23 protein-coding genes are annotated in these 24,454 nt (G+C 67.9%); 8 read left to right on the top strand and 15 right to left on the bottom strand.

All coding sequences use genetic code 11. The annotated features are described in order from the left end of the window. Positions 1–12: 12 nt before the first annotated feature. Together EGT50_RS01025 and EGT50_RS01020 are read right to left on the bottom strand one after the other, a co-directional pair. Positions 13–660 carry a CoA transferase subunit B gene (locus tag EGT50_RS01025; RefSeq protein WP_127950758.1) on the bottom strand — a complete coding sequence of 216 codons (648 nt, stop codon included), beginning with the start codon at positions 658–660 and terminating at the stop codon, positions 13–15. Beyond that, complete coding sequence (locus EGT50_RS01020) at positions 657–1,406, bottom strand: CoA transferase subunit A (protein ID WP_206615698.1); 750 nt, start codon at positions 1,404–1,406, stop codon at positions 657–659. The genes EGT50_RS01025 and EGT50_RS01020 overlap by 4 nt, the downstream gene beginning before the upstream one ends. 219 nt (positions 1,407–1,625) lie before the next feature. Here EGT50_RS01020 and pcaB point away from each other — a divergent pair, with 219 nt between their 5' ends. Genes pcaB through EGT50_RS01000 form a run of 4 tightly spaced genes read left to right on the top strand, consistent with a single transcriptional unit; the run spans position 1,626 to position 6,214 of the window. Further along, on the top strand, positions 1,626–2,957 hold the full coding sequence (gene pcaB / locus EGT50_RS01015; RefSeq protein ID WP_127950757.1) for a 3-carboxy-cis,cis-muconate cycloisomerase: 1,332 nt from the start codon (positions 1,626–1,628) through the stop codon (positions 2,955–2,957). After that, positions 2,954–4,141 carry a bifunctional 3-oxoadipate enol-lactonase/4-carboxymuconolactone decarboxylase PcaDC gene (gene pcaDC / locus EGT50_RS01010; RefSeq protein ID WP_127950756.1) on the top strand — a complete coding sequence of 396 codons (1,188 nt, stop codon included), beginning with the start codon at positions 2,954–2,956 and terminating at the stop codon, positions 4,139–4,141. Before pcaB ends, pcaDC begins: the two co-directional genes overlap by 4 nt. A 20-nt stretch (positions 4,142–4,161) precedes the next feature. Then, complete coding sequence (locus EGT50_RS01005) at positions 4,162–5,010, top strand: IclR family transcriptional regulator domain-containing protein (RefSeq protein WP_127951329.1); 849 nt, start codon at positions 4,162–4,164, stop codon at positions 5,008–5,010. After that, the gene (locus EGT50_RS01000) at positions 5,003–6,214 is read left to right on the top strand and encodes an acetyl-CoA C-acetyltransferase (RefSeq protein ID WP_127950755.1); all 1,212 of its coding nucleotides are present in this window, start codon (positions 5,003–5,005) and stop codon (positions 6,212–6,214) included. The genes EGT50_RS01005 and EGT50_RS01000 overlap by 8 nt, the downstream gene beginning before the upstream one ends. A 57-nt stretch (positions 6,215–6,271) precedes the next feature. On the opposite strand, the gene EGT50_RS00995 is transcribed toward EGT50_RS01000, so the two are convergent. Continuing rightward, positions 6,272–7,459, bottom strand: a complete 1,188-nt coding sequence (locus EGT50_RS00995; protein WP_127950754.1) for a 4-hydroxybenzoate 3-monooxygenase — start codon at positions 7,457–7,459, stop codon at positions 6,272–6,274. Positions 7,460–7,529: 70 nt separating this feature from the next. After that, positions 7,530–8,288: an IclR family transcriptional regulator gene (locus tag EGT50_RS00990; protein ID WP_127951328.1), complete on the bottom strand. Its 759-nt coding sequence runs from the start codon at positions 8,286–8,288 to the stop codon at positions 7,530–7,532. A gap of 193 nt (positions 8,289–8,481) precedes the next feature. Here EGT50_RS00990 and EGT50_RS00985 point away from each other — a divergent pair, with 193 nt between their 5' ends. After that, positions 8,482–9,759 carry an MFS transporter gene (locus tag EGT50_RS00985; RefSeq protein WP_127950753.1) on the top strand — a complete coding sequence of 426 codons (1,278 nt, stop codon included), beginning with the start codon at positions 8,482–8,484 and terminating at the stop codon, positions 9,757–9,759. Between the two features lie 7 nt (positions 9,760–9,766). Here the strand turns inward: EGT50_RS00985 and EGT50_RS00980 are convergent, their stop codons facing one another. From EGT50_RS00980 to rfbD, 4 genes are read right to left on the bottom strand one after another with little or no spacing between them, the layout of a single operon-like run. Further along, a complete protein-coding gene (locus tag EGT50_RS00980) occupies positions 9,767–10,543 on the bottom strand; it encodes an SGNH/GDSL hydrolase family protein (RefSeq protein ID WP_127950752.1) in 777 nt (258 codons plus the stop codon). 44 nt (positions 10,544–10,587) lie between these two features. Continuing rightward, complete coding sequence (manB, locus tag EGT50_RS00975) at positions 10,588–11,667, bottom strand: mannose-1-phosphate guanylyltransferase (protein ID WP_127950751.1); 1,080 nt, start codon at positions 11,665–11,667, stop codon at positions 10,588–10,590. Then, the gene (locus EGT50_RS00970; RefSeq protein ID WP_127950750.1) at positions 11,664–12,566 is read right to left on the bottom strand and encodes a glycosyltransferase family 2 protein; all 903 of its coding nucleotides are present in this window, start codon (positions 12,564–12,566) and stop codon (positions 11,664–11,666) included. Before EGT50_RS00970 ends, manB begins: the two co-directional genes overlap by 4 nt. 34 nt (positions 12,567–12,600) lie before the next feature. Continuing rightward, complete coding sequence (gene rfbD, locus EGT50_RS00965) at positions 12,601–13,482, bottom strand: dTDP-4-dehydrorhamnose reductase (protein ID WP_127950749.1); 882 nt, start codon at positions 13,480–13,482, stop codon at positions 12,601–12,603. Between the two features lie 128 nt (positions 13,483–13,610). Here rfbD and EGT50_RS00960 point away from each other — a divergent pair, with 128 nt between their 5' ends. Together EGT50_RS00960 and EGT50_RS00955 are read left to right on the top strand one after the other, a co-directional pair. After that, complete coding sequence (locus tag EGT50_RS00960; protein ID WP_408014570.1) at positions 13,611–15,110, top strand: LCP family protein; 1,500 nt, start codon at positions 13,611–13,613, stop codon at positions 15,108–15,110. A 97-nt stretch (positions 15,111–15,207) separates the two neighbouring features. Beyond that, on the top strand, positions 15,208–15,927 hold the full coding sequence (locus EGT50_RS00955) for a TIGR03089 family protein (protein WP_127950748.1): 720 nt from the start codon (positions 15,208–15,210) through the stop codon (positions 15,925–15,927). On the opposite strand, the gene EGT50_RS00950 is transcribed toward EGT50_RS00955, so the two are convergent. Genes EGT50_RS00950 through EGT50_RS00940 form a run of 3 tightly spaced genes read right to left on the bottom strand, consistent with a single transcriptional unit; the run spans position 15,912 to position 19,505 of the window. After that, positions 15,912–16,271: a hypothetical protein gene (locus tag EGT50_RS00950; RefSeq protein ID WP_127951326.1), complete on the bottom strand. Its 360-nt coding sequence runs from the start codon at positions 16,269–16,271 to the stop codon at positions 15,912–15,914. The genes EGT50_RS00955 and EGT50_RS00950 overlap by 16 nt on opposite strands. A 40-nt stretch (positions 16,272–16,311) precedes the next feature. Beyond that, entirely contained in the window at positions 16,312–18,750 is a 2,439-nt protein-coding gene (locus EGT50_RS00945) for an FtsX-like permease family protein (protein ID WP_127950747.1), read from the bottom strand. After that, a complete protein-coding gene (locus EGT50_RS00940) occupies positions 18,750–19,505 on the bottom strand; it encodes an ABC transporter ATP-binding protein (protein WP_127950746.1) in 756 nt (251 codons plus the stop codon). The genes EGT50_RS00945 and EGT50_RS00940 overlap by 1 nt, the downstream gene beginning before the upstream one ends. A gap of 259 nt (positions 19,506–19,764) precedes the next feature. Between EGT50_RS00940 and EGT50_RS00935 the strand changes: the two genes are divergently transcribed. Beyond that, positions 19,765–20,622 (top strand): DUF559 domain-containing protein, encoded by an 858-nt coding sequence (locus tag EGT50_RS00935; protein ID WP_127950745.1) that lies wholly within the window; start codon positions 19,765–19,767, stop codon positions 20,620–20,622. A gap of 67 nt (positions 20,623–20,689) precedes the next feature. Here EGT50_RS00935 and EGT50_RS00930 read toward each other — a convergent pair whose 3' ends face one another. The 4 genes from EGT50_RS00930 to EGT50_RS00915 form a co-directional block, all read right to left on the bottom strand. Beyond that, entirely contained in the window at positions 20,690–21,352 is a 663-nt protein-coding gene (locus EGT50_RS00930) for a response regulator (protein ID WP_127950744.1), read from the bottom strand. 10 nt (positions 21,353–21,362) lie between these two features. Next, on the bottom strand, positions 21,363–22,541 hold the full coding sequence (locus EGT50_RS00925; RefSeq protein ID WP_127950743.1) for a sensor histidine kinase: 1,179 nt from the start codon (positions 22,539–22,541) through the stop codon (positions 21,363–21,365). Between the two features lie 30 nt (positions 22,542–22,571). After that, entirely contained in the window at positions 22,572–23,045 is a 474-nt protein-coding gene (purE, locus tag EGT50_RS00920) for a 5-(carboxyamino)imidazole ribonucleotide mutase (RefSeq protein ID WP_127951325.1), read from the bottom strand. Positions 23,046–23,147: 102 nt separating this feature from the next. Beyond that, positions 23,148–24,413, bottom strand: coding sequence for a 5-(carboxyamino)imidazole ribonucleotide synthase (locus tag EGT50_RS00915; protein WP_127950742.1), 1,266 nt, complete (start codon positions 24,411–24,413; stop codon positions 23,148–23,150). Positions 24,414–24,454: the final 41 nt, after the last annotated feature.

Genomic DNA, 24,454 nt, shown 5'->3' with positions numbered 1-24,454 from the left:
GGTACGGCCCGATCAGACCAGCAGTTTCGCCGCGGTCGCCACGACGACCTCGTCGACGCTCACACCGGGCGCGGTCTCGACCATGCGCAGACCCTCGTCAGTGACGTCGAGGACCGCCAGGTCGGTGATGATCCGCTGCACGCAAGCCTGACCGGTCAGCGGAAGGGTGCACCGCTCGAGGACCTTGGGTTCGCCCCTCTTCGAGACGTGCTCCATCATCACGATGACGCGCTTGGCGCCGTGAACGAGGTCCATTGCACCGCCCATGCCCTTCACGATGTGACCGGGGATCATCCAGTTGGCGAGGTCTCCCTGGGCGCTGACCTGCATCGCACCGAGCACCGCAACATCCACTTGGCCGCCACGGATCATCCCGAACGACTCCGACGAGTCGAAGTACGATGCGCCGGGCAAAACCGTGATGGTCTCCTTGCCGGCGTTGATGAGCTCGGGGTCGAGTTCGTCCTCGGTAGGGTACGGACCCACGCCGAGGACGCCGTTCTCCGAATGGAGTACGACCGTGACGCCCTCGGGAATGTAGTTCGGCACGAGTGTGGGCATGCCGATACCGAGGTTGACGTACTGACCGTCGAACAGTTCCTGCGCCACGCGGGCGGCCATCTGCTCACGCGTCAACTTCTGTGCCAAGACTCGAGTCATGTTCGTACCGTTCGCTTCTCGATTCCGACAGGGACCTTGCCCACGTGCACCACACGCTGTACATGGATGCCCGGGGTGTGGATCTGGTCGGGGTCCAGTTCGCCGGGCTCGACCAGATGCTCGACCTGCGCGATGGTGATGCGGCCCGATGTGGCGGCGGGCGGGTTGAAGTTGCGAGCGGTGCGTCGGTACACGAGGTTGCCGTGGCGGTCGCCCTTCCAGGCGTGCACGAGCGCGAAGTCGGCGACGATGCCGAGCTCCATGACGTACGTGATGCCGTCGAACTCGCGGGTCTCCTTGACCGGGCTCGCGATGGCGATGCCGCCGTCACCGACGAAGCGACGCGGCAGACCGCCCTCCGCAACCTGCGTGCCAACTCCGGCGGGAGTGAAGAAGGCCGGTATGCCGGCACCGCCGGCCCGCATCCGCTCGGCGAGTGTGCCCTGCGGAGTCAACTCCACCTCGAGTTCTCCCGTCAGGTACTGCCGCGCGAATTCCTTGTTGTCGCCGACGTACGAACTGATGGTGCGGCGGATACGCCCCTTCTCGAGCAGCAAGCCGAGGCCGAAGCCGTCTGTGCCGCAGTTGTTGCTCACCGTCTCGAGGTCCGTTGCACCCTGGTCGAGAACTGCCCGGATAAGGACCCCCGGCACACCGACCAGTCCGAATCCACCGACTGCGATGGTTGCACCGTCCGGGATGTCGGCGACTGCCTCGGCCGCGGTGTCCTTGACTTTGTCCAGCATGCCGCCCAGCATACGACGATCGTACGTATTGTGCACGTCTGTGCGTATTACGAACACTCTCGGCTTCGATTGATTGATCGCGTGCTTGGAACGCACTAGATTGTTCGTATCGCGTTCTTTCGTCCATATTGCGAACACGGTCCGTGGTGTGAGCGCGGGCTCGAGTCGCCCGATCCACCCCATGAGACCCCACACGCCAGGCTGCATCAGGAGATCCCCGTGACACACACCCGCGGTGACCTGTTCGACCCGGTCTTCGGCGCAGACGAACTTGCCGCGACCCTGTCGGACGGCGCTTGGGTGAGCGCACTGCTCTCGGTGGAGGCCGCGCTCACCCGCGCGGCCTCCACCTTCGGCCTGGTATCTCCTGAGCACGCGATGACGGTGACTGCGGTGACGTCGCGTCTCGCCGAGCCCGGTGGAGTCGACATCGCCGACCTCGGACGTCGCTCGTCCGCGGGGGGCAACCCCGTGATCCCGCTCGTACGGACTTTGCGCTCCGAGTGCGAGGCCGAGGGCGTTCCGGCGTCGGCGGTGCACGTCGGTGCGACCAGCCAGGACGTGATGGACACCGCGCTGATGCTCTTGGCCCGCAGCGCCGGTCGCATCGTGATCGACGACCTGCGCGCCGCCGCCGATGCCGCCGCCGACCTCGCCCGCGACCATCGTGAGACCCCGATGATCGCGCGCACCCTCGGCCAGCAGGCGCTCCCGACGACCTTCGGCGCGTTGGCGGCGTCGTGGTTCACCGGGCTCGACGCCGCCGCCGTGTCACTCGAGCAGACCGTAGCAGCACTCCCAGTACAGTTCGGCGGCGCCGCAGGCACTCTCGCGGCCGTGCACCCGCACGGACTCGCCATCGCCGATGCGCTCGCCGACGAGCTGGGCCTGGCCCGACAGGTCGTCCCGTGGCATACCGTTCGTATCCCGATCGCGACATTGGCGGCCGCGTTGGGCGTCGCCGCCGGGGCGGTGTCGAAGCCTGCCACGGACATCACCCTGTTGGCCTCGACAGAGTTCGGTGAGGTCGCCGAGGACACACCGGGTGGCTCGTCGGCGATGCCGCACAAGCAGAATCCTGTGGCGGCCATCACGGCGCGGGCGGCGGCGCGTCGAGTCCCGGGCCTGGTATCGACGGCGCTGTCGTCGATGGACCACGAGTCCGCTCGCGCAACCGGCGCCTGGCACGCCGAATGGGAAACCGTCACCGACCTGCTGCTGCTCGCGGGTGGTGCAGCGCACCGGCTCTCGTCGAGCGTCGGCGGCCTGCGGGTCGATGCCGACGCAATGTCGCGCAACCTCACGCTCACCGGCGGCTTGATCCTCGCAGAGCGGGTCACCGCCGCGCTCTCGGAGTACACCGAGTCGGCGCACGACATCGTGACCGCCGCAGCGGCTTCCAGCGTCCCACTGGATCAGGCGCCCGCGATCACCGAGCATCTCCCACCCAGCACCCTGCGCGACCTGCTCGACCCCTCGCACTACCTCGGTCACGCGGTCGATCTCGTCGACCGTGCCCTCGCAGCCCGACCCACCGGAGGCCACCGATGACAGTGGACCTGCACCACGAACAGCACGGCGACCCAGCCATGCCCCCCGTCCTCCTGCTCGGTTCGCTGGGCTCGAACCTCCACATGTGGGATCCGCAGATCCACGCCCTCGCCCCCCACGCCCGCGTGATCGCGGCGGACCTCCGCGGCCACGGCGGATCCCCCGCCCCGGCAGGCCCGTACACGATGGCCGACCTGAGCGACGATGTCGTCGCGCTACTCGACAGGCTCGGCCTGCACTCCGTTCACGTCGTGGGACTCTCGCTCGGCGGCGCGATGGGCCAATGGCTGGCCGCGCACCACCCGCAGCGGGTGCGGACGCTGACCCTGATGTGCACGTCGGCTCGGTTCGCGCCGGCCCAGAAGTGGATCGACCGTGCCGCCGCGGTCCGTGCAAACGGTATCGCTTCGATCGCCGAGTCGATCGTCGGACACTGGTTCACCCCCGAACTGGCCCAGCGTGATCCGGACCTCTTCGCGCGTCACATCGAAATGGTCTGCAGCACACCCGACGAAGGCTACGCGGCGTGCTGCGAGGCGCTGGCGGAGTGGGACGGTCGCGACGACCTCGCCCGGATCGTCGCACCCACGCTGGTAATCGCGGCGGAGCAGGACACCCGGACCCCTCCGTCCGTGCACCAGGTGATCGCCGACGGCATCGCAGGTGCCCAGTTCCACGTCCTGTCCCCCGGGGCGCACCTCGCCAACGTCGAGCAAGCCGGCGCCGTAACCCACCTGATCGAGCGCCATCTCGACAGACACGCGACTGTCCCCGTCGATGCCGCCCGCCGCGCGGCGCACGACGTCGGCATGGCGGTTCGCCGGTCGGTCCTCGGCGACGCGCACGTCGATCGGACGATCGAGTCGACGACGCCGTTCACCGAGCCCTTCCAGGACTTCATCACCCGCACAGCGTGGGGCGACATCTGGGCCCGAGACGGCCTGGACCACCACACCCGCCGACTGTTGACCCTCGCGATCCTCACCGCCGTCGGCAACGAGCACGAACTCGACTTGCACATCCGGGCCGCGCTGCGAGCCGGAGTGGACCCCCAACTGCTCGTGGAAGTATTCCTGCACGCCGCGGTGTACGCGGGTGTGCCGAACAGCAACCGAGCGTTCGCGCTCGGCAAGCAGGCGCTCGCCGACCTGGCGGACGCCAACGAGGGGAGTAGCCGACAGTGACGAGTACCAGCGCGACCAGTATGAGCACGACGAGTGCGAGCGGGACCGACACTCGCACGACGACGAGCGGAGCATCCACCGACTACGTACAGTCACTCGCTCGCGGACTGTCCGTCATCCGCGCGTTCGACGCCGAGAACCCGCGCCGCACGCTCAGTGATGTCGCACGCGCAACCGATCTCACCCGTGCGACGGCCCGCCGATTCCTGCTCACCCTCGTCGAACTCGGCTACGTTCGCACCGACGGTTCGACGTTCTGGCTGACCCCGCGGGTGCTGGAACTTGGATACAGCTACCTGTCGAGCCTGACCCTGCCCGAGATCGCCCGCCCGCACCTCGAGGCCCTGTCGGCACTGGTGCACGAGTCGACGTCGGTGTCGGTCCTCGACGACGGCGACATCGTGTACGTCGCCCGTGTGCCCGTCAGCCGGATCATGACGGTCTCGATCACGATCGGAACCCGCTTCCCCGCTTTTGCGACGTCGATGGGCCGCGTCCTGCTGGCCGGGCTGAGCCCCGCCGACCTGGACACGTACCTCGACGGTGTGGAACTGTCCCCGCTCACCGGGCACACGATTGCGACCCCCGGCGCACTGCGCACCGAACTCGACAAGGTCCGAGCCCAGGGTTTTTGCGTCGTCGACCAAGAACTCGAGGAGGGACTGCGCTCGCTCGCCGCGCCGATCAAGGACCAGTTGGGCGCGGTCGTCGCGGCCGTCAATATCTCCACACAGGCGGCGCGGTACACCAGCGAGGCGGTATACGAAACGCTCGTGCCCGCCGCCGTCGCAGCTGCGGCAGCGATCTCGGCCGACGTGGCCCGCATCCAGACGAAAGCGCCCCCGCAACAAGGAAAAAGACATGCCTGACGCAGTCATCTGCGAACCGCTCCGCACCCCCGTCGGCCGCTTCGGCGGCGTCTTCCGTGACGTCGCGCCCGAGGATCTCGCGGCCACCGTCATCACCGAATTGGTTTCCCGTACAGGGCTATCAGGCTCTGACATCGACGACGTGATCCTCGGCCAGGCCTCCCCGGGCGGCGAGGCGCCCGCCATCGGCCGAGTCGCGGCGCTCAACGCAGGGCTGGGTGCGGACGTGCCGGGCCTGCAGGTCGACCGTCGCTGCGGATCGGGCCTGCAGGCGATCATCCAGGCTGTGATGACGGTCCAGTCCGGCGGCAGTGACCTCGTCATCGCCGGTGGCGTCGAGTCCATGAGCCAGGCCGAGTTCTACGCCACGGGGATGCGCTACGGCGTGCGGGGCGAGTCGCTCGAGCTCAACGACCGGTTGGCCCGCGCCCGCGTAACGGCCGGTGGCCGCAACTTCCCCGTCCCGGGAGGCATGATCGAGACAGCCGAGAACCTGCGCGCGGATTTCTCCATCAGCCGTGAGGATCAGGACGCTCTCGCGGTCCAGTCCCACCAGCGCGCGGTCGCGGCACAGCGCAGCGGGGTGTTCGCCGAGGAGATCGTTCCGGTGACCGTGCCCCAGTACAAGGGCGACCCGCTCGTCGTCGACACCGATGAGCATCCGCGTGCCGACACCAGCCTCGAGTCCCTCGCCAAGCTCCGTCCGATCCGCGGCAAGGTCGACCCCGACGCGACGGTCACCGCCGGCAACGCCAGCGGCCAGAACGATGGCGCCGCGGTCGCGATCGTCACCACCCCGAGACGGGCGAAGATGCAAGGCCTGCGCCCGCTCGCCCAGCTCGCGAGTTGGGCAGTGGCCGGTGTACCTCCACGGACGATGGGCATCGGACCGGTGCCGTCAACCGAAAAGGCGCTCGACCGACTCGATCTCACGTTGGATGACATGGACCTGATCGAGCTGAACGAGGCATTCGCCGCGCAGGCCCTCGCGGTTACCCGCACGTGGGGCCTCGAACCCGACGATGCGCGACTGAACCCGAACGGCTCGGGAATATCCCTGGGTCACCCCGTGGGTGCGACCGGCGCCCGCATCCTCACGACGCTGCTGCGCGAACTCGATCGCCGCGAGGCTCGCTACGGCCTCGAGACGATGTGCATCGGCGGCGGCCAGGGGCTGGCCGCGGTGTTCGAGCGCGTCGCCTGACGCGTGGATGGCTTGGCCGACGCCAGGTGTGGGCCGAGCGAGTACCCGGTGGGTGGATCAGTCCAGCGGTGTGCCCACATAGTTCTCGGCGATCAGCGTGCGCCCGGCGACCGAGCGGGTGACCATGTCGAGCTCCGCGACCTGGCGCCTGTGGTCGAACCCGGAAGCGTCGGGCAGGCGGTGCAGCATCGACGACATCCACCACGAGAAGTGTTGGGTACGCCAGATCCGCGGCGACACCGTCTCGGTGTACGCGTCGAGCCGGCCTCGATCGCCGGTCTCGAAGAACTCCGCCATGCCGTTCGAGAGCGCGTAAACGTCGGCGACGGCCAGGTTGAGGCCCTTGGCGCCGGTGGGCGGAACGGTGTGCGCGGCGTCGCCGGCGAGGAAGAGGTTCTCGTGCTGCATCGGCTCGCACACGAAGCTGCGGAACTGCAGGATCGACTTGTCGAAGATCTTGCCGTCCTTGATCTCTGCGCCGTCACCGTCGACACGAGCGTGCAACTCGGACCAGATCCGGTCGTCGGACCAGTTGTCGACCGAATCGTTCGGGTCGACCTGGAGGTACTGCCGCTGCACCTGCGGCGTGCGAGTGCTGATGAGCGCGAAGCCGCGGGGGTGGTTCGCGTAGATCAGCTCCTCCGACGACGGTGGTGCTTCGGCGAGGATGCCCAACCAGGCGAACGGGTACTGGCGGAAGTGGTCCTGGCGAATCGTGGCCTCGGGGATCAGCTTCCGCGTCTCGGTCCGGGAACCGTCGCAGCCAGCAGCCAGCACACACCTGAGTGTGTGCGGGTTGCCGTCGGCATCGGTGTAGGTGATGTACGGGCTGTCGGTCGTGTGGTCGTGGACCTCGACCTCGGAGACACCGAAGCGGATGTCGCCGCCGTCTGCGAGCCGCTTGGCGATCAGGTCCACGAGGACCTCGTGCTGCGGGTAGACCGTGACGGCGCGACCGTCTGTGAGCTCGTCGAACGCGATGCGGTGTCCACGGCCGCCGAATCGCAACTCGATGCCATGGTGCTCGAGCCCCTCGGCTTTCACGCGGTCACCGAGCCCGGTCTCGACCATCAGGTCGACGGTGTTCTGTTCGAGGACACCTGCGCGGATGGTGCCCTCCACCTCCTCCCGCGTGCGGGCCTCGAGAACAACGGATTCGATGCCCCGCAGGTGCAGAAGGTGGGACAGCATCAGTCCCGCGGGGCCGGCGCCGACGATGCCGACGCGGGTTCGCGAGTTGGTCATGGGTAGCTCCTCGTAGAACGTGATCTACAACACTGTCCCGCCCAATAGGCCAGCTACAGAACCGCCACTTTCACTCAGTGGAAGACTCCTCCGTCGTCAGGCCACGCGAGATGCCGCGTGCGGCAGCCCGCAGCGCCGGTATCAGTGGCGCGGGATCGACGTCGGCACCGATGACGACCGAGATCGCCGCGACCACTTCTCCGGACGGGCGCTGCACAGGGGCTGCGACGGCGAGAGTGCCGAGGTTGAGATGCTCGCGACACACCACGAAACCGCGTCGCCGGATGTCGTCCAGTACCTGACGCAGGCGGTGCTCGGAGGTGATTGTGTTCGGGGTGAACCGTTCGAGGCCGGCCTCGAGGACTGCGTCGAGAAGTTCACCGCCACCGTGCGCGAGCAACACCAATCCGCCGCTGGACGCGTGCAGCGGGAGCCGACCACCGGCCCGTCCGACCACGGTCACCGCTGCGCGGCCGGAGAGCCTTTCGATGTAGAGCGCCTCGAGTCCGTCCCGCACGATCAACTGCACGTTCTCGTGGGTCGCCTCGTAGAGGTCCTCCAGATAGGGCATCGCGATCTGCCTGAGCCCATGTGCTCGGGGAGCGAGGGCGCCCAGTTCCCAAAGCCGGACCCCGATTTGGTACCGCCCATCGGTGGCGCGTTCGAGTGCGCCATTGGTTACCAACTGCGTGCACAACCGGTGGACGGTCGGCAGCGGAAGGCCCGTGCGACGACTCAGCTCGGACTGGGTCATCCGGACGCGGGCGACGGAGAAGCACTCGAGCAACCGGAATACCCGGCCGAGCATGCTCCTGTCCGTTTCGTTCACGTCGGCCACTCCACGAGCGTCCCGTCGGACCGGTGTTCACCCGATAGCCATCGGGCGGACCGAACAGTCCGCGCCTTGGCATTCACCTGTGACCCACCACAGCCTTGACATTCGTCTGTGACTCGCCACACAATAGCAAAGTTCTAGAATTGAACACTGGTTCGCATTACGAACACACTCTCTCGGAGATCGAATGAGCACCATCGAACGCCCTGTGATGCGCCGAACCACATCGGCTCTCTGGGTGGCTCCCCTGTGTTGGGCTGCAATCCTCCTCGACGGTTTCGACTTGGTCGTGCTCGGCACGGTCATCCCCTCCATCCTGGACGGGAACTGGAACGTCGGCATCGGAACACTCACGACCATCACGACGCTCAGCCTCGTCGGCATGACGATCGGTGCGCTGACCATCGGAACTCTCACCGACATCATCGGCCGCCGCCGAGTGCTGATCTTCGCCGTCACGGCGTTCTCATTCCTCACGTTGCTCTGCGCTCTGGCTCCCAACCCCTTCCTCTTCGGGCTCTTCCGCTTCCTGGCCGGCATCGGGCTCGGTGGCGCCCTGCCCACCGCGCTGGCACTGGTCAACGAGTTCTCCAAGAAGCAGGGCGGAGGCTCCGCCTCAACGCTGCTGATGACCGGCTACCACGTCGGCGCCGTCGCGACCGCCGCACTGGCCCTCGTACTCATCGATCCGTTCGGGTGGCAGTCGATGTTCGTCGCCGGTGCACTTCCGGCCATCGTGCTCGTCCCACTCATGATCCGCTACTTGCCGGAATCACCGGCGTACCTGCTCTCCCGGGGCCGTCACGCGGAGGCCGAGGCCATCGCCACCGAGTGCGGCCTGACCCTCGAGACCCGGCCCGCTGCCACCGTCCCCGCGCCATCGCAGCCGGCGCGCATGCTCTTCACTCCCAAGTTCCTGCGCAACAGCATCTCCATCTGGGTCACGTCGTTCATGGGTCTGCTGCTGGTCTACGGCCTCAACACCTGGCTGCCGACGATCATGCGCGAGGCCGGCTACGACCTGGGCGCAGCCCTGACCCTGCTACTCGTCCTCAACGCCGGCGCCATCGTGGGACTGCTGATCGCCGGGGGTGTCGCCGACCGGATCGGGCCGCGGACCGCGTGCATCGTCTGGTTCGCCGGTGCGGCCCTGTTTCTCGCGCTGCTCAGTATCAAGGTGTCGTTCGGCATCTACATCCTGGTGTTCCTCGCGGGTTGCTTCGTCTTCAGCGCCCAGGTGCTGGTGTACGCCTACACCAGCGCCAGCCACCCCGCGAGCATCCGCGCCACCGCGCTGGGTTGGTCGGCCGGCATCGGCCGGATCGGTGCGATCTGCGGACCGCTGCTCGGCGGACTGCTTCTCGATGCCGGCGTGGCCGTCCCGTGGGGGTTCTACGCGTTCGCGCTGGTCGGACTCATCGGCCTGGTCGCAATGTCGACCAGCCGTGCAGTGAGGACCGCTTGACCGGTGGCTACCGGATGGGTGCGAGCGTAGGCCGCTTGGCCACGACGTCGTCGCCTGACGACGTACCACGGATACGCCGTCCGATCCAAGGCAGCACGAACCGCTTGGTCCACAGCAGATCGGCGCGTAGCCGGGCCGCCCGGTCCGTCGGCAGGTCCGGACCGAGCGGATCCACCGTGATGTGGTGTTCGACGCCGAGTGTCTCGAGGACACGGATGGCCATGTTCTGGTGGCCGACAGTGGACATGTGCAGGCGGTCCCAGTCCCACATCCGTAGGTCCCGGTACTCGCCGAAACGCCAGAAGTCGACGATCTTCGCGCCGTGCCGGTCGGCGACCTCCCGGATGAGTTCGTTGTAAATCGCTGAGCGGCCGCGCAGCTTGCCGAAGAGGGCAGCCCATCCCGTGTCGTACGCGGTCCACATCAGCACCGTCGCACCGGTGGCCGCCAGCTTTCCGATGGCGTCGTCGTACCGCTCCACGAGCGCGTCGAGGTCGATCGTGGGTCGCATGAAGTCATTGCCGCCCGCGTAGATCGTCACCAGATCCGGCTCCAACGCGACCGCCGCGTCGACCTGCTCCTCGATGATCGGGACCATCAGCCGGCCACGGATCGCGAGGTTGGCGTAGCCGAAGTCGGCGCTGCGCTGGGCGAGCTCCTCGGCGACCCGATCCGCCCAACCGCGCAGTCCGTTGGGCCGGGTTGCATCGGGGTCGCCGACACCCTCGGTGAACGAGTCGCCGAGAGCGACGTATCTGTGGAAGACGGATTCCTGCGGCATCATGCCCCCCATTTTCTCATTAGCTACACTAAAGACATCGGACGTGGTCACACGTCGGTACTGAACCGCACCCCGCCGTCAGGAATCGAGACGCCGGGCCACACCCGCGCACCGCTGATCAGTTCACACCGCGCGCCGATGTCGGCGCCGTCACCGACCACCGCGTCCCGCACCAGCGCCCGCGGACCGATCCGGGAACCGAACCCGATGATCGACCGCTCGACCACCGCCCCGGCCTCCACCTGCGCGCCGTCGAACAGCACGGCGCCGTCGAGTCGGGCACCCGCGCCGACCACCGCGCCCCGACCGACGACCGTGCCACCGATGAGCAGCGCACCCGGCGCCACACCGGCGCCCGGATGGACGAGGGACTCGCCGCGCGGGCCCTCCAGCGCAGGCGACGGCGCGATGCCACGAACCAGGTCAGCCGAACCGCGCACGAAGTCGTCAGGAGTACCCATGTCCCGCCAGTACGAGCTGTCGACATGACCGAACACGCGCGCACCGTCTGCGAGCAGCGCGGGGAAGACCTCGCGCTCGACCGAGACCGGACGATCCGACGGGATCTTCTCGATGACCTCGCGGCGGAAGACGTAGCAACCTGCGTTGATCTGATCGGTCGGCGGATCCTGAGTCTTCTCCAGGAATGCCGTTACCCGGCCGTCCTCGTCGGTGGGCACGCAACCGAAGGCCCGCGGGTCGCCCACACGGACAAGGTGCAGCGTGACATCGGCGTTGTTCCGGTGGTGGGTCTCGAGCACAGACCCCAGATCGGTGCCACCGAGGACGTCGCCGTTGAAGACCATGATGTTGTCGGCCCGCAGGTTCGGAAGTACGTTGCGGATACCGCCGCCGGTGCCCATCGGCTCGACCTCGGTGACGTACTCGATCTCGAGGCCCATACCGCTGCCGTCACCGAAGTACTCCTCGAAGACCTCGGCCTTGAACGAGGTACCCAGCACGACGTGGGTAATGCCGGCCTGCTTGATCCGAGCGAGCAGGTGTGTCAGGAACGGCACTCCCGCGGTCGGGAGCATCGGCTTGGGCGCGGACAGGGTCAGAGGACGCAGCCGGGTGCCCCGGCCACCCACCAGAATCACGGCATCGGTCGCCGGCGCAGTTGTCATGCTTTCCCCTCAATCTCTATTTCCCGACGCTCGTCAACGCCGCGCCGACGAACGGCTGCCGCGACCGCGAGCCTTGAACGCAGGGCAAGTCCCCCCCGCAACGCCCACCGCAACGGCGCCTGCCACCACAGCGGGTGGCGGTCGGCCTGGAAGCGGTAAGCGCTCTGATGGTGGGCGGGCAGCATCAACTCGGGGTGCCGACCCGCGGCATGCCCCTTGGCGTGGGTCACCTCGGCGGACGGTACGAACACATTGAGCCAGCCCGCCTTCCCGAGGCGGTCACCGAGGTCGACGTCCTCCATGTACATGAAGTAGCGGGAATCGAAGCCGTCGACCGTATCGAACGCCACCCGCCGCAGCAACAAGCACGACCCTGACAGCCAACCCGCGGAACGCTCGCTGATCGCCTCGTTCTCCTGGCGGTACCGCTGGGTCCAAGGGTTCGACGGCCACACCGAGCCGAGGACCGCGTGCCCGGCGCCGGAGACCAGGTCGGGCACCTGGCGTGCGGAGGGATACACACTGCCGTCCGGTTCGCGAACCATCGGTCCGAGAGCACCGGCTCGCGGCCACCGCTCCGCCGCGGCCAGTAATTCGTCGATCGAGCCAGGCGACCACCGGACGTCGGGGTTGACGACGATGACGAACTCTATGTCGGGGTCGATCTCGGCGACGGCGCGGTTGATCGCGCCGCCGTATCCGATGTTGCCGCCGGTACGCAGCAGCCGGACGTGATCATGAGCCGCGGCGGCCGCCTCGGGCGCGCCGTCGGTGGACCCGTTGTCGGCCAGGATGACCTGCGGATGCTCGACGGTGGCATCGGCCAGAGTGCTCAGGAAATGCTCCAGATGCTCGCCTGGCGAGTAGGTCACCGTCACCACGGCCAGCTTCGAACTCACGCGGGCCAGCCTAGCCCGAACGCCCGTACCGTTTTCACCCGAGCCGTGCCAGCGCGTCCGTCAACGCGTCCCGCCACGGACGCAGCGGGGTCAGCCCGGCGGCCGCCCAGGAGCGGGATGACAGCACCGAATACGCGGGCCGTGCTGCGGGCTTCGCGAGCTCTCCGGTCGAGCACGGTCGAACACGCTCAGGATCGGCACCGACCTCGGCGAACACCGCGCGAGCCAGGTCGAACCGTGACGCCGAGCCGGCGTTGGTCGCGTGGAGAGTCGTCACACCCCGGCCGCCGGTGCGAGCGAGCTCGATCAGGCCGACGGCCAGATCCACCGAGTAGGTGGGCGAGCTCACCTGGTCGTCGATCACCCGGACGGTGTCACGCTCGCGCTCGAGTCGCAGCATCGTCGCGACGAAGTCGGCTCCCGTGCCGGCCGGCCCCCCATACGTGCCGGTGTACACCCAAGCCGTCCGGACGATCTGCGCACTGGGTAGCTCTGCGTGGACCGCTCGCTCCCCCGCCAACTTGGTTCGGCCGTACACCGAGCGGGGACCGGTGGGGTCGTCGGTCTCGTGAGGCACTGCGGTGCCGCCCGCTCGGTCGCCGGAGAATACGTAGTCAGTGGAGACCTGGATCAGGCTCGCGCCGGCGCGCGAGCACGCGGCCGCGAGGTTACGTGCGCCGACCTCGTTGACGGCGCGAGCGGCCGCCTCGTCCGACTCCGCGTCGTCGACGGCCGTGTAGGCGGCGCAGTTGATGACGACGGCATCGGGTTCCACCCACCGGTCGACCGCATCTCGGTCGGTGATGTCGAGTTCGGCCGACCCGACGCCCGAAGCCTCGAGGCCTTCGTCCTCGGCGCAACGCAGCAGTTGGCTGCCGAGTTGTCCACGTGCACCCGTCACCAGAATTCTTCGCACAGCTACAAGTTTGGCACGCCGAGCATCGCCACCTCTCGTCCGAGCACGATCGCCAGTAGCCTGGACGTCAGTCAACGTGAGAACCGACGTCAGTCAGCGTGAGAACCGACCGCCATGGAGACACACACGTGCCACAGGAGTCGACCGCACGGAAGGTACCGCGGCCACGGGCCAGGGCCTCGCGTACTCGGATCGTTGTCGCGATCACCGCGGTGATCATCCTGGTGGTCACGGGAATCGCTTGGCGCGGGGTCGACTCACTGCGGTCCAACCTCGCCACGATCGGTGGCCTCGGACTGGGCGGAGCCAGGGACGGCGCCGTCGACATCCTTCTCGTAGGCATCGACAGTCGGACGGACGCCCACGGAAACGCGCTGAGCCCGTCGGAACTCGCCTCGCTCCACGCGGGCGACGAGGTCGCGTCCAACACCGACACGATCATCCTCATCCGTGTACCCAACGACGGCAGTTCCGCGACCGCGATCTCCATTCCACGCGACGCGTACGTCGACGTCCCCGGGCTCGGCATGTCGAAGATCAACGCGGCCTTCGGTGCGACCAGGGAGATCGAACGGCAGGAACTGGTCGAGGAAGGCGAATCCGAGTCCGAGGCCGACAAGGAAGCCACGCAGGCCGGGCGTGAGGCGCTCATCAAGTCCGTGGCGGACCTGACCGGCATAACTGTCGACCACTACGTGGAGATCGGCCTGCTCGGGTTCGTGCTGCTCACCGACGCGGTCGGTGGCGTCGATGTGTGCCTCAACGCGCCTGTCAACGAGCCTCTCTCGGGTGCGAACTTCCCGGCCGGCGAGCAGACGCTCAACGGCTCCGAGGCCCTCAGTTTCGTCCGCCAACGGCACGGCCTGCCCCGCGGAGACCTCGATCGGATCGTGCGCCAACAGGTGTTCATGGCCTCCCTCGTCCAGAAGGTGCTGAGCGCGAATACCCTCACCAACCCGGGAAGGCTGAACCAACTCTCCAGCGCGGTGCAGCGATCGGTGGTGCTTGATTCCGATTGGGACATAATCGATTTCGTCACCCAACTACAGGACCTCGCCGGCGGAAACGTCACGTTCGAGACCATCCCGGTGGTCGACATCAACGGGATGACCACTGCCGGCGAGTCCATCGTTCGAGTCGACCCCGACGCCGTCCGCAAGTACGTCGCCGGAGTTGTCGGTCAGGAACCGACAGAGTCCGACACCGACACGGTTCCGACGACCATGCCCAACATCGACATGTCATCGTTCATCGTCGACGTCGTCAACGACAGCAACATCAACGGACTCGCCGCAAGCGTCGGCCAGACCCTCGTGAGCGAGGGCTTCGATCTCGGGAGCATCGGCAACAACACCGGCGCTTCGGTAGCGCGCACCACGGTGTTCGCGAACCAGTCCGACAGCGAGGCAGCCCAGGCAGTCTCCGTGACCCTGGGTGGGCTACCGATCACGGCAGACCCGTCCCTCGACTCGGAGGAAGTCCGCGTCGTCCTTGCCGGGGACTACAGGACCTCCTCCGGGGGAGCGTCGACACCTGGCAACATCGCCAACCCAGGCACCTCTCCGACACCAGTCGAACCGGGCCCCGCGATCACCGCCGGCGAACCGGGACCACACTGTGTCAATTGAGCGCACCGCACTCGTGTGAACTGAGCGCACCGCACTCGTGTGAACTGAGCGCACCGCACTCGTGTGAACTGAGCGCACCGCACTACTAGTCGAAAGAATGGACCCCGTGCCCAACCTGGCAAGCGCACTGCTCGACCCCATCCTCGCCGCGGACCCCGCCGGACCCCGGATCACCTACTACGACGATGCCACCGGGGAGCGCATAGAACTGTCGGCGATCACGCTCGCCAACTGGGCGGCCAAAACCGCGAACTTCCTGTGCGACGAGTTCGCGCTCATGCCGGGGGCACGGGTGTCGGTGCTGCTGCCCGCTCACTGGCAAACCGCCGCGGTCCTCCTCGGCGCGTGGTGGGCGGGGCTCGAGGTGACGCTGGACGCCGATCCCGATGCCGACTCCGCGCTCGTCACCGCCGATCGTCTCGCCGACGTCGCCGACGTCCCCGAGGTCGCGGTCCTCTCCCTCGACGCATTCGGCCGACCGGCACCCGACCTGCCAGTCGGGGTCACCGACTACGCCACTGCCGTCCGCGTGCACGGCGACCAGTTCGACACCCCCGCATCCGCTTCCGTAGCACTCGACGGGCGCAGCACCGAAGAAGTCCTCTCCACGGCCCGCGCCCTTGCCGCCGAGCAGAAAGTGTCCGGATCCGATCGCGTGCTCTCGACCCGCCCGTGGACCACCGCCGACGACGTCATCGCCGACCTGGTCTCGGTACTCGCGGTGGGGGCCTCGCTGGTGCAGGTGTCGAACCCGGACGAGGCCGCGCTGGCTCGCCGCATCGATACCGAGAAAGTCACCGCTCAGCTCGGCGTGTAGCCACCGTCCCCGAGACCCGCGGCAATCTCGTAACGGTTGCGGGCCTTGGGATTCCGCATCTCCTCGCACAGATACATCACGGCGAAAACTGCTCCGTGCCAACCCCATTGATCGGCGTGGACGGCCTCGTGCCGGAGGACGCGGCGGCAAGTATTCGCACGGGTGAGGTAGGCGCCTCCGAGGGTCATGCCGCCACGGCCGAACCCGCCGCGCATCCCCGAGCACACGAAGATGCCGAACTCGTCGTCGAACTCGATCCGCGCGCCCCACAGCCGTGCATAGAACAGCGCCGCCACCGTGACCAAGCGGGAACTCCGACTGCCGCGGCAGGCCCGGACCAGCATCGCGTGCCGTTCCCGGGCCTGCCGCGCATTCCTCACAACCTCACGCTAGCGCAGCAATCGGAGCCGTTCCGGCCGCACGCCGCGCCGGCAGCAGAGCCGCAACCACGCCCGCGGCTCCCCCGCCCAAGACGATCGCGGCGAGCGTGAGCCACGGCAGCGTGCCCAACTCGAGTCCCTCGAATCCGAACACCGACGCCGATCCCGTGATGCCGAACACCAAGCCGAGCGTCACCCCCATCGCGGACGCTACGCCGGCGATCAGCAGCGCCTCCCACAGCAGCAGTGACCGCAGGCCCGCTCGCGTGAGCCCCAGCGCACGCAACAGACCCGATTCCCGGCGCCGCTCGAGAACCGACAGCGCCATCGTGTTGCCGACCCCGATCAGTGCGATCACGACGGCCACCGAAAGCAGGCCTGCCACGATCAGCAACATCGTGTCGAGGACGGTATCCAGCGTCGCTCGCATCACGAGAGACCCGCCGATGTCACTGCCCGGCGCGAACTGTTCAGCGAGCGAGGCAATCTCGTCCTGTACGGCCAGACGGTCGTCGTGGACTCCGTCCGCCAACCGGATCCACATCCGATCGGCGGTGACTTGCGAAGACAGCATCGCCAGGGTCTGGTTGTCCACAAGTGCCAACCTGTTGGACGAGGCGGCTCCGACGGTGAGGTCGGCGTGGCCGGCAGTACCTCCCAGCGTCACCGTGTCGCCGGGCGCGAGACCGAATGCGCGACGCTCGTCCGGTCCCAGCATCAGTTGCCCCGGGCCGGGCAGGCTGATGTCGTTGCGCGCCGTGGCCCGCAGGGCCGCGACGTCCACGCCGACGACCGGCATGGTGTGTCCGTCGGCCAGGGTGAGTTCGGCCGTCTCCAGTTGCGCGACGGCCGTCACACCATCCAGATCCCGCACGGCATCGGTGAGTTCGACCGGCAGTCCCGCCGAGTCACGCGTCATGATGCTCACGTCCACGGGGAACTGGTCCTCCACCGCTCCCGGCGCGCTCGCCCTGGTCACCGCGATCCCGACGACAAGGGTGCTGGTGAGGGTGACGCCGATCAGCAGCGCCGTCGCGGTAGCGGCCGTGCGCCGCGGGTTGCGGCCCGCGTTACCTGCAGCGAGCAGCCCCACCGGGCCACCGAGCCGTCCGAGTAGTGCGCCCACGCCCGACACCACGGCGGGCACGATTCGCTGGCTCAACACCACGATCGCGACGAACGTGAGCAGGCCCCCGAGGCAGGCGGTCAACACCTGTCCGGTTGTAACGCTCACCGCGAGGACGCCAATGCCGACGAGCAACGCGAGGGTTCCGCCGATCCGCCGGGTCCGGGACACCACGACCGCCTCGGGCGCGGATTCGAGCGGCTGCAGCGCGGCCAGCGGCGACACCCGTGTCGCGGCCCGTCCCGGCGCCGAGGCCGCCACCATCGTCATCACGACACCCACGACAAGTCCGGCGACCACGGTCACCGGCGTCACCGTCACCCCGTTCAGCGGAATCGGGACATCGGCGGCGGACGCGATCCGCGTCACCGCCCACGCTGCCGCAATACCAAACCCGACCCCGAGCACCGAAGCGACCACACCCACACCGGCCGCCTCGACGCGGACACTGCTGCGAACCTGCGTCGCCGTCGCCCCGACACAGCGCAGCAGTGCCAGGTCCCGGGTGCGGGCGGCCAGCAGCACCGCGAACGTGTTTGCGATCACGAGTCCCGCGACGACGACCGCGATCGCCCCGAAGGCCAGCAGCACGCTCGCCAGAAGATCCGAATCGCCGAGATACTGCTGTGACACCAACTCCGCCTGTCGGACACCGGTTTCCACGGTCACGTCCGGCAGGAACGACCGGACCCGCTGCGCCAGTTGCTCCTGCGAGAGGGTGCCGTCGCCGGCGGCCCGGATCTCCCCGATCCCGGATCCGGTGGTCCACCGGTCGAGTTGCTCGGTCGACCCGAACACGGTCGTACCGTTCATCTGTTGCACGGTGCCCTCGAGATCGATCAGCCCGACGACCGTCGCGGACGAAGCCGTCGTCGTCTTGCCGGTGAACGGCGTGACCGTCAACTGACTACCGACGGGAATCCCCAAGTTCGCTCCCACGGCCACCTCGCCGAGAGCGTCCGGGTATCGGCCGTCCGCCAGCTTCTGCCAACGCAGGCCGGGATCCTGCGACAGCGAGACCGCCGAACCCCACGACGTTCCCTCACCGGGACGCGCGATCTTCGCGCCAATCGTGGCGTCCGCGGTTGCCGCCCGCACCCCAGGCACCGCGGCGACTGCGGCCGCGTCCACGTTCCCCGTGACGACCACGTCCGTCGTGGCGTACTGCCCGGCAAGCGAATCCGCAACTCCGGCCTTCAGAGTCGAGTTCAGTGTCAGCGTCGCCACGATGAAGGCGACAGCGATGACGACCGCGAGGACTGACGCCACGTAGCGTCCCGCGTGTGCGCGCATCTGCGCCCAGGCGAGGCCGCGCATCAGCGTGCCCCGCTCAGGTCGTCGGCACCGAGCGCGCGCATGGTCTCGATCACCGAATCGGTTGTCGGACGATCGATCTCACCCGCGATCGTACCGTCGGCGATGAGCACGACGCGGTCGGCGTACGACGCCGCGACGGGGTCGTGCGTCACCATGACCACCGTCTGCCCGGTCTCGCGCACACTCGAGCGCAGAAGGTCCAGCACCTCGGCGCCGGTGCGGGAATCGAGGTTACCGGTGGGTTCGTCCGCGAAGATCACGTCGGGCTGCGGTAGCAGCGCCCGCGCCACCGCTACCCGCTGCTGTTGTCCGCCGGACAGTTCGTGCGGGCGGTGTCCGAGTCTGTCGGCCAAGCCGAGTCGGCCCACCACCTCGTCGCGCCACCCGCGCTCGGGCACCCGTCCGGCCAGGCGCATCGGCAGCAGCATGTTCTCCTCCGCAGTCAACACCGGCAGCAGGTTGAAAGCCTGGAACACGAATCCGATTCGCTCACGGCGCAGTTCCGTAAGCTCCCGGTCCCCCAGCGCGGTGATCTCCGTACCCCCCACCTGCACCGTGCCTGACGTCGCAAAGTCGAGTCCGGCCAGGCAGTGCATGAGCGTCGACTTGCCCGATCCGGACGGTCCCATGATCGCCGTGAACACGCCGGCCCCGAAGTCCACGTCCACTCCGCGCAGGGCATGGACTGCAGTTTCGCCGTCGCCGTAGGTCTTGGTCAGGCCTCGCGCTCGCACCTTGTCGTCACCATTTCTCATGCTGTCAACGTTATGGCTGGTCAATGGCCTTCCACATCGGAGCGAGGGGCGATCTCCGCACGGCCGGGGGTCATCCTCCGGTAGGACTCGCCATCAGCCTCAGCGCCCATAACTTCGCTACTGGTGCGGGATTCCGCTCGGAAGCGAAGGGAATGGGAGGCAAGGCCGACCATCCACAGTGCCGACGTCATCCCCAGCCCGACCCGACGTGCGTACACAGATCTCCCGAGGCGTCGGGCGCTCGGGCGAGCCTGCGATCATGAGCCCCTTCGGAATCCACACCTTCGACGAACTGATTGCCGCGGGAGTTCCGCGCAGCACGATCGGCAGCCGATGCCGCCGCGGCCATTATCGACGCGTCCTGCCGAGAACCTATGCAGTCACTGAACCGACTGCCCTGGCACTCTGCCACGCGGTGACGCGCTGGCAACCGAGGGCGGTGTTGAGTCACCGGACGGCGGCGTGGCTGCACGGGTGGATCGGCGAACCGAACGTCGTCGAGGCGACGGTTCCGACGCCGGTTCGGGTGCGGACACCGAAGTGGCTGGTCCTGCACCGCCGCAACCTCGACGATGCCCAAGTCCGCGAATGCTGGTCACTGCCGACCGTGTCGACTGCGCAGACTCTGGTCGATTGCGGGGCCGTGATGCCCACCGAGGAGTTCGAGCGCCTCATCGACGAGCGACTGTCCGGATCGGTTGCCCCCGAGCAGTTGCAGGAGCTGCTCAACCAATGTCCGGGCCGGTGGGGCAACACGCGAGCACGCGAGCAGTTCCGCATGGCTGCACTGCGGGCCGCCTCGGAGCCCGAACGCCTGCTCGCACGGGCTCTGAACCAGCGACGGTGCCCGATGGCGGCGAACGAACCCGTCGGCCCGTATGTGTGCGATCTCGTAGATGCCCGCGCCAGGGTCGTCGTCGAGGTGGACGGCCGCGAATTCCACAGCGAACCAGACGTGTTCCGCAGAGACCGACGTCGACAGAACTGGCTGGTCCGACAGGGCTGGCTGGTGTTGCGCTACGCGGCCTACGACGTCCTCGCCGATCCCGATGCGGTGGCAGAGGAGGTCGCTGCGGTAGTACGGCGACGCCGACACAACCGACACCGATCGGCCTGAGTACCCAGTTCTTTTCCGCACACGCGGGAATCCGACCGCAGGCGTAAGGAATGGGAGCTCAGGACGGTCAGTCGGAGCCGAGGATATCCTCCGGCCGCACCAGGCCGACCTGGAAGGCGTACACGACCGCCTGCACACGGTCGCGCGACCCGGTCTTCGACAGCACACGTCCCACATGGGTTTTCACCGTCGCCTCGGACACCACGAACTTCTCGGCGATCTCGGCGTTCGACAGCCCGTGCGCCATCGCCTCGAGAACCTCGATCTCGCGGGGCGTCAGGTCGGGGAGCGTCGGCCGGACCGTGCCCAGCATCGGGCCGACGTGCTGCAGGAGTTTGCGCGTGGACCTCGCCTCGATGACGGCGTCGCCCCGGTAGACGGTGCGGATCGCGCCGAGCAGTTCCTCGGGCGGGACGTCCTTGAGGAGGAAACCGCTGGCGCCGGCACTGATCGCCGACATGACGTACTCGTCGTTCTCGAACGTGGTGAGCACGACCACCTTCGGTGAGTCGTTCCGCGCGCTGAGCCGGCGAGTGGCCTCGATCCCGTCCATGTTCGGCATCTGGACGTCCATCAGGACAACATCGGCGGACGTGCGTGACAGCTCGTCGACGCCGCGCGCGCCGTCCGATGCCTCGAGCACAACCGAGAGGTCGGGTTGCGAGTCGATCACCATGCGGAAACCGGCCCGCACGAGCTGTTGGTCGTCGACGAGTGCCACGCGGATCATGTCGACCAGCCTAGGGCGCGACGTACGGTAGCTGGCCCCGCACCCGGTAGCCACCGCCCGCGAGCGGTCCGGCGCGGAGCTTGCCGCCGTGCAGGTTTGCCCGCTCGGCCATGCCGATCACACCCTGTCCGCCCGGCGAAGCCTCGATCAGCGCGGCTGCCCCACCGCGGCCATCGTCAGTGACGACAAGCTCGAGTTCACCCTCGCGCCAGTTCAGCTCAACGCGCGCCTGGGCACCCGGTCCCGCGTGCTTGAGGACATTGGTCAGCGACTCCTGCACGATGCGATACGCGGTCAGGCCCGCACCGGGCGACAGCTCGCGTGGCTTCCCCGTCAAGTCGAGAACTACGTCGAGGCCACTGCGGCGGAGTTCCGCGACCAGGCAGTCGATGTCGTCGGCGCCGGGCATCGTCGAGAACTCGCGTGGCCGGTCCTCTCGCAGCACCGACAGCAGCGCCCGCATATCCGTGAGTGCCTGCCGGCCCGTCGACGAGATCGTCTCGAGCGCGGCGATGGCGGCCTGTGGGTTCTGTGCCGCACCGTAGCGTCCGCCGTCGGCTTGCGCGATCACGACGGTCAGCGAGTGAGCGACGATGTCGTGCATTTCGCGCGCGATCCGGGTGCGCTCACCCAAGGCCGCCAGCTCGGCTTCCTGGGCGCGCTCGAGCTCGAGCAGCCGCGCCCGCTCGGCCAGTCCCTCGAGTTCCTGGATCCGCACCCGCCGCAGATCGCCGAACGCCCACACCGCGAGGACGAACACGACGGCGAACGCGGACAAGACCGCGACGCCCTGCCACCCACTTTCGGCGAACGCGAAGTACCTGACCCCGGCCGCGGTGGCACCGAATATGGAAAGGGCCAGGGCCGTATAGCTGCTCCACCGGGGGGCGTAGGCCGCGAACCCGTACAGCGCGATCGGAACCGCGATCGAACTCGGCATCAGTGTGTCGACGGCCAGCAGGTGCAAGACCGCGAACCCTGCGATCACGAAGCCGGACTCCACCGTCCGAGACCGACGCCACGCGAGTGGCACCGTCATTCCCAGCGAGATCACGATCTCGGCGGCACCGCCGGCATCAGCCACGGCCAGGCAGATCAGCGACAGCAGCGCCGCCTCGACCCGGTCGATCGCGACCGCGTGGGCGGCGCTCCAGCGATACCAGCGCTCACTGAGCGGGAATCGGGCCATGCGTCAGCCTCGGATTCGATCCAGTACCGCTCAGCCGAGCAGCTTGCGGCGCAGCGACTCGTCCTTGTCGAGAACCATTTGCTCGAGGCCGGCCTGGAACTCGGCCATACGCTGCAGTAAAGCCGGATCCGACGCGCCGAGGATGCGTGCGGCCAGCAGCCCCGCGTTACGGGCGCCACCGATCGACACCGTGGCGACGGGGACCCCAGCGGGCATCTGCACGATCGACAGCAACGAATCCATGCCGTCGAGGTACGCGAGCGGAACCGGCACGCCGATCACCGGAAGCGGGGTCGCCGACGCGACCATGCCGGGCAGGTGTGCAGCGCCGCCGGCGCCCGCGATGATGACCTTGATGCCGCGTCCCGCCGCGTCCCGGGCGTAGTCGAGCATTCGCTGCGGGGTGCGGTGTGCCGACACGACACCCACCTCGAACCTGATGCCGAACTCGGCCAGCGCCTCGGCGGCGGCCTCCATCGTCGGCCAGTCCGAGTCGCTGCCCATGATCAGCCCGACGAGGGGCCCGTTCGATTCAGTCACTTCGTGCTACTCCCCGTGTGTTCCGTCCCGGACAGTGTCCCCCGGCCGTGCTCATTCCGCCCAGCATCATCCCGTCCCGTGCTCATCCCAGCCGTCGGTCCACTCGGCGTGCGACAGCCAGTGTGCCGCCCGCTCCGCACGCTCGCGCACGTCGGCCACGTACGCGGCGTCGTCCGGTGAACCCTCGGCACCGCCAACCACATTGACGTGACCGATCTTGCGGTCCTTGCGTTCTCCCTTGCCGTAGAGGTGCACCTTGGCGTCGGGCATGCGCGCGAACAGATGGTGCAGCCGCTCATCCACGCTCATGGTCGGCGCCTCGGGCGCGCCGAGGACGTTCGCCATCACAGTGACCGGTGCGATGGGCGAGGTGTCACCGAGCGGGTAGTCCAGGACGGCTCGCAGATGCTGCTCGAACTGCGACGTCCGTGCGCCGTCCTGTGTCCAGTGCCCGGAATTGTGTGGACGCATTGCCAGTTCATTGACGACCAGCGTCCCATCGGTGGTTTCGAACAGCTCGACGGCCATCGCACCCACAACGCCCAATTCGGACGCCACGCGCAACGCCAGCCGCTCGGCCTCCGTCGCGAGGTCCGCCGACAGCTGCGGAGCGGGCGCAAGCACGACCGCGCACTGCCCATTTCGCTGCACCGTCTCGACAACCGGCCAGGACGCGCCCTGCCCGAACGGCGAGCGCGCGACCATCGCGGAGAGTTCTCGGGTGAAGTCGACCGCCTGCTCGACCATGAGCGCGACGCCCCTGTCTAGTTGCTCGGCGACAATCGACTCGGCCTCGTCGGAGTCGTCGGTGATCCAGACACCGCGACCGTCGTAGCCGCCGCGTACGGCCTTGAGGACGACGGGCCAGCCGTGCTCGGCACCGAACCGGATGACGTCCTCGGCCCAGGTGACCTCCGCGAAGGCTGGGACCGGGACACCCATCTCGCTGAGCTTGCGCCGCATCGCCAGTTTGTCCTGCGCGTACACGAGAGCCTGTGGCGGGGGTTGAACGTTGACGCCCTCTGCCACCAGGGCGTCGAGGTGCTGGGTGGGGACGTGTTCGTGATCGAAAGTGAGCGCAACCGATCCGACGGCGGCCTTGCGGAGTGCCGCGAGGTCGGTGTGACTGCCGAGCACGACGTCGGGACTGACCTGTGCGGCGGGCTCGTCGATGCCTTCCGCGAGCACCCGCAGGGTCTGTCCCAACTCGATCGCGGCCTGATGGGTCATGCGGGCGAGCTGACCGCCACCGATCATCGTCACCACTGGCATCCCGCTCGGGAGATCACGCTGCGGGGTGGGGCGAGCTTCGGAATCAGATTTGCCGGTCACGACACACCATGGTGTCACGTTCGCCGTCAGCACTTCTGCCG

Source organism: Rhodococcus xishaensis, assembly GCF_004011825.1.
In the GTDB taxonomy this organism is placed as follows: Bacteria; Actinomycetota; Actinomycetes; order Mycobacteriales; family Mycobacteriaceae; genus Prescottella; species Prescottella xishaensis.
This window is presented reverse-complemented; position numbering and strand designations above follow the sequence as displayed.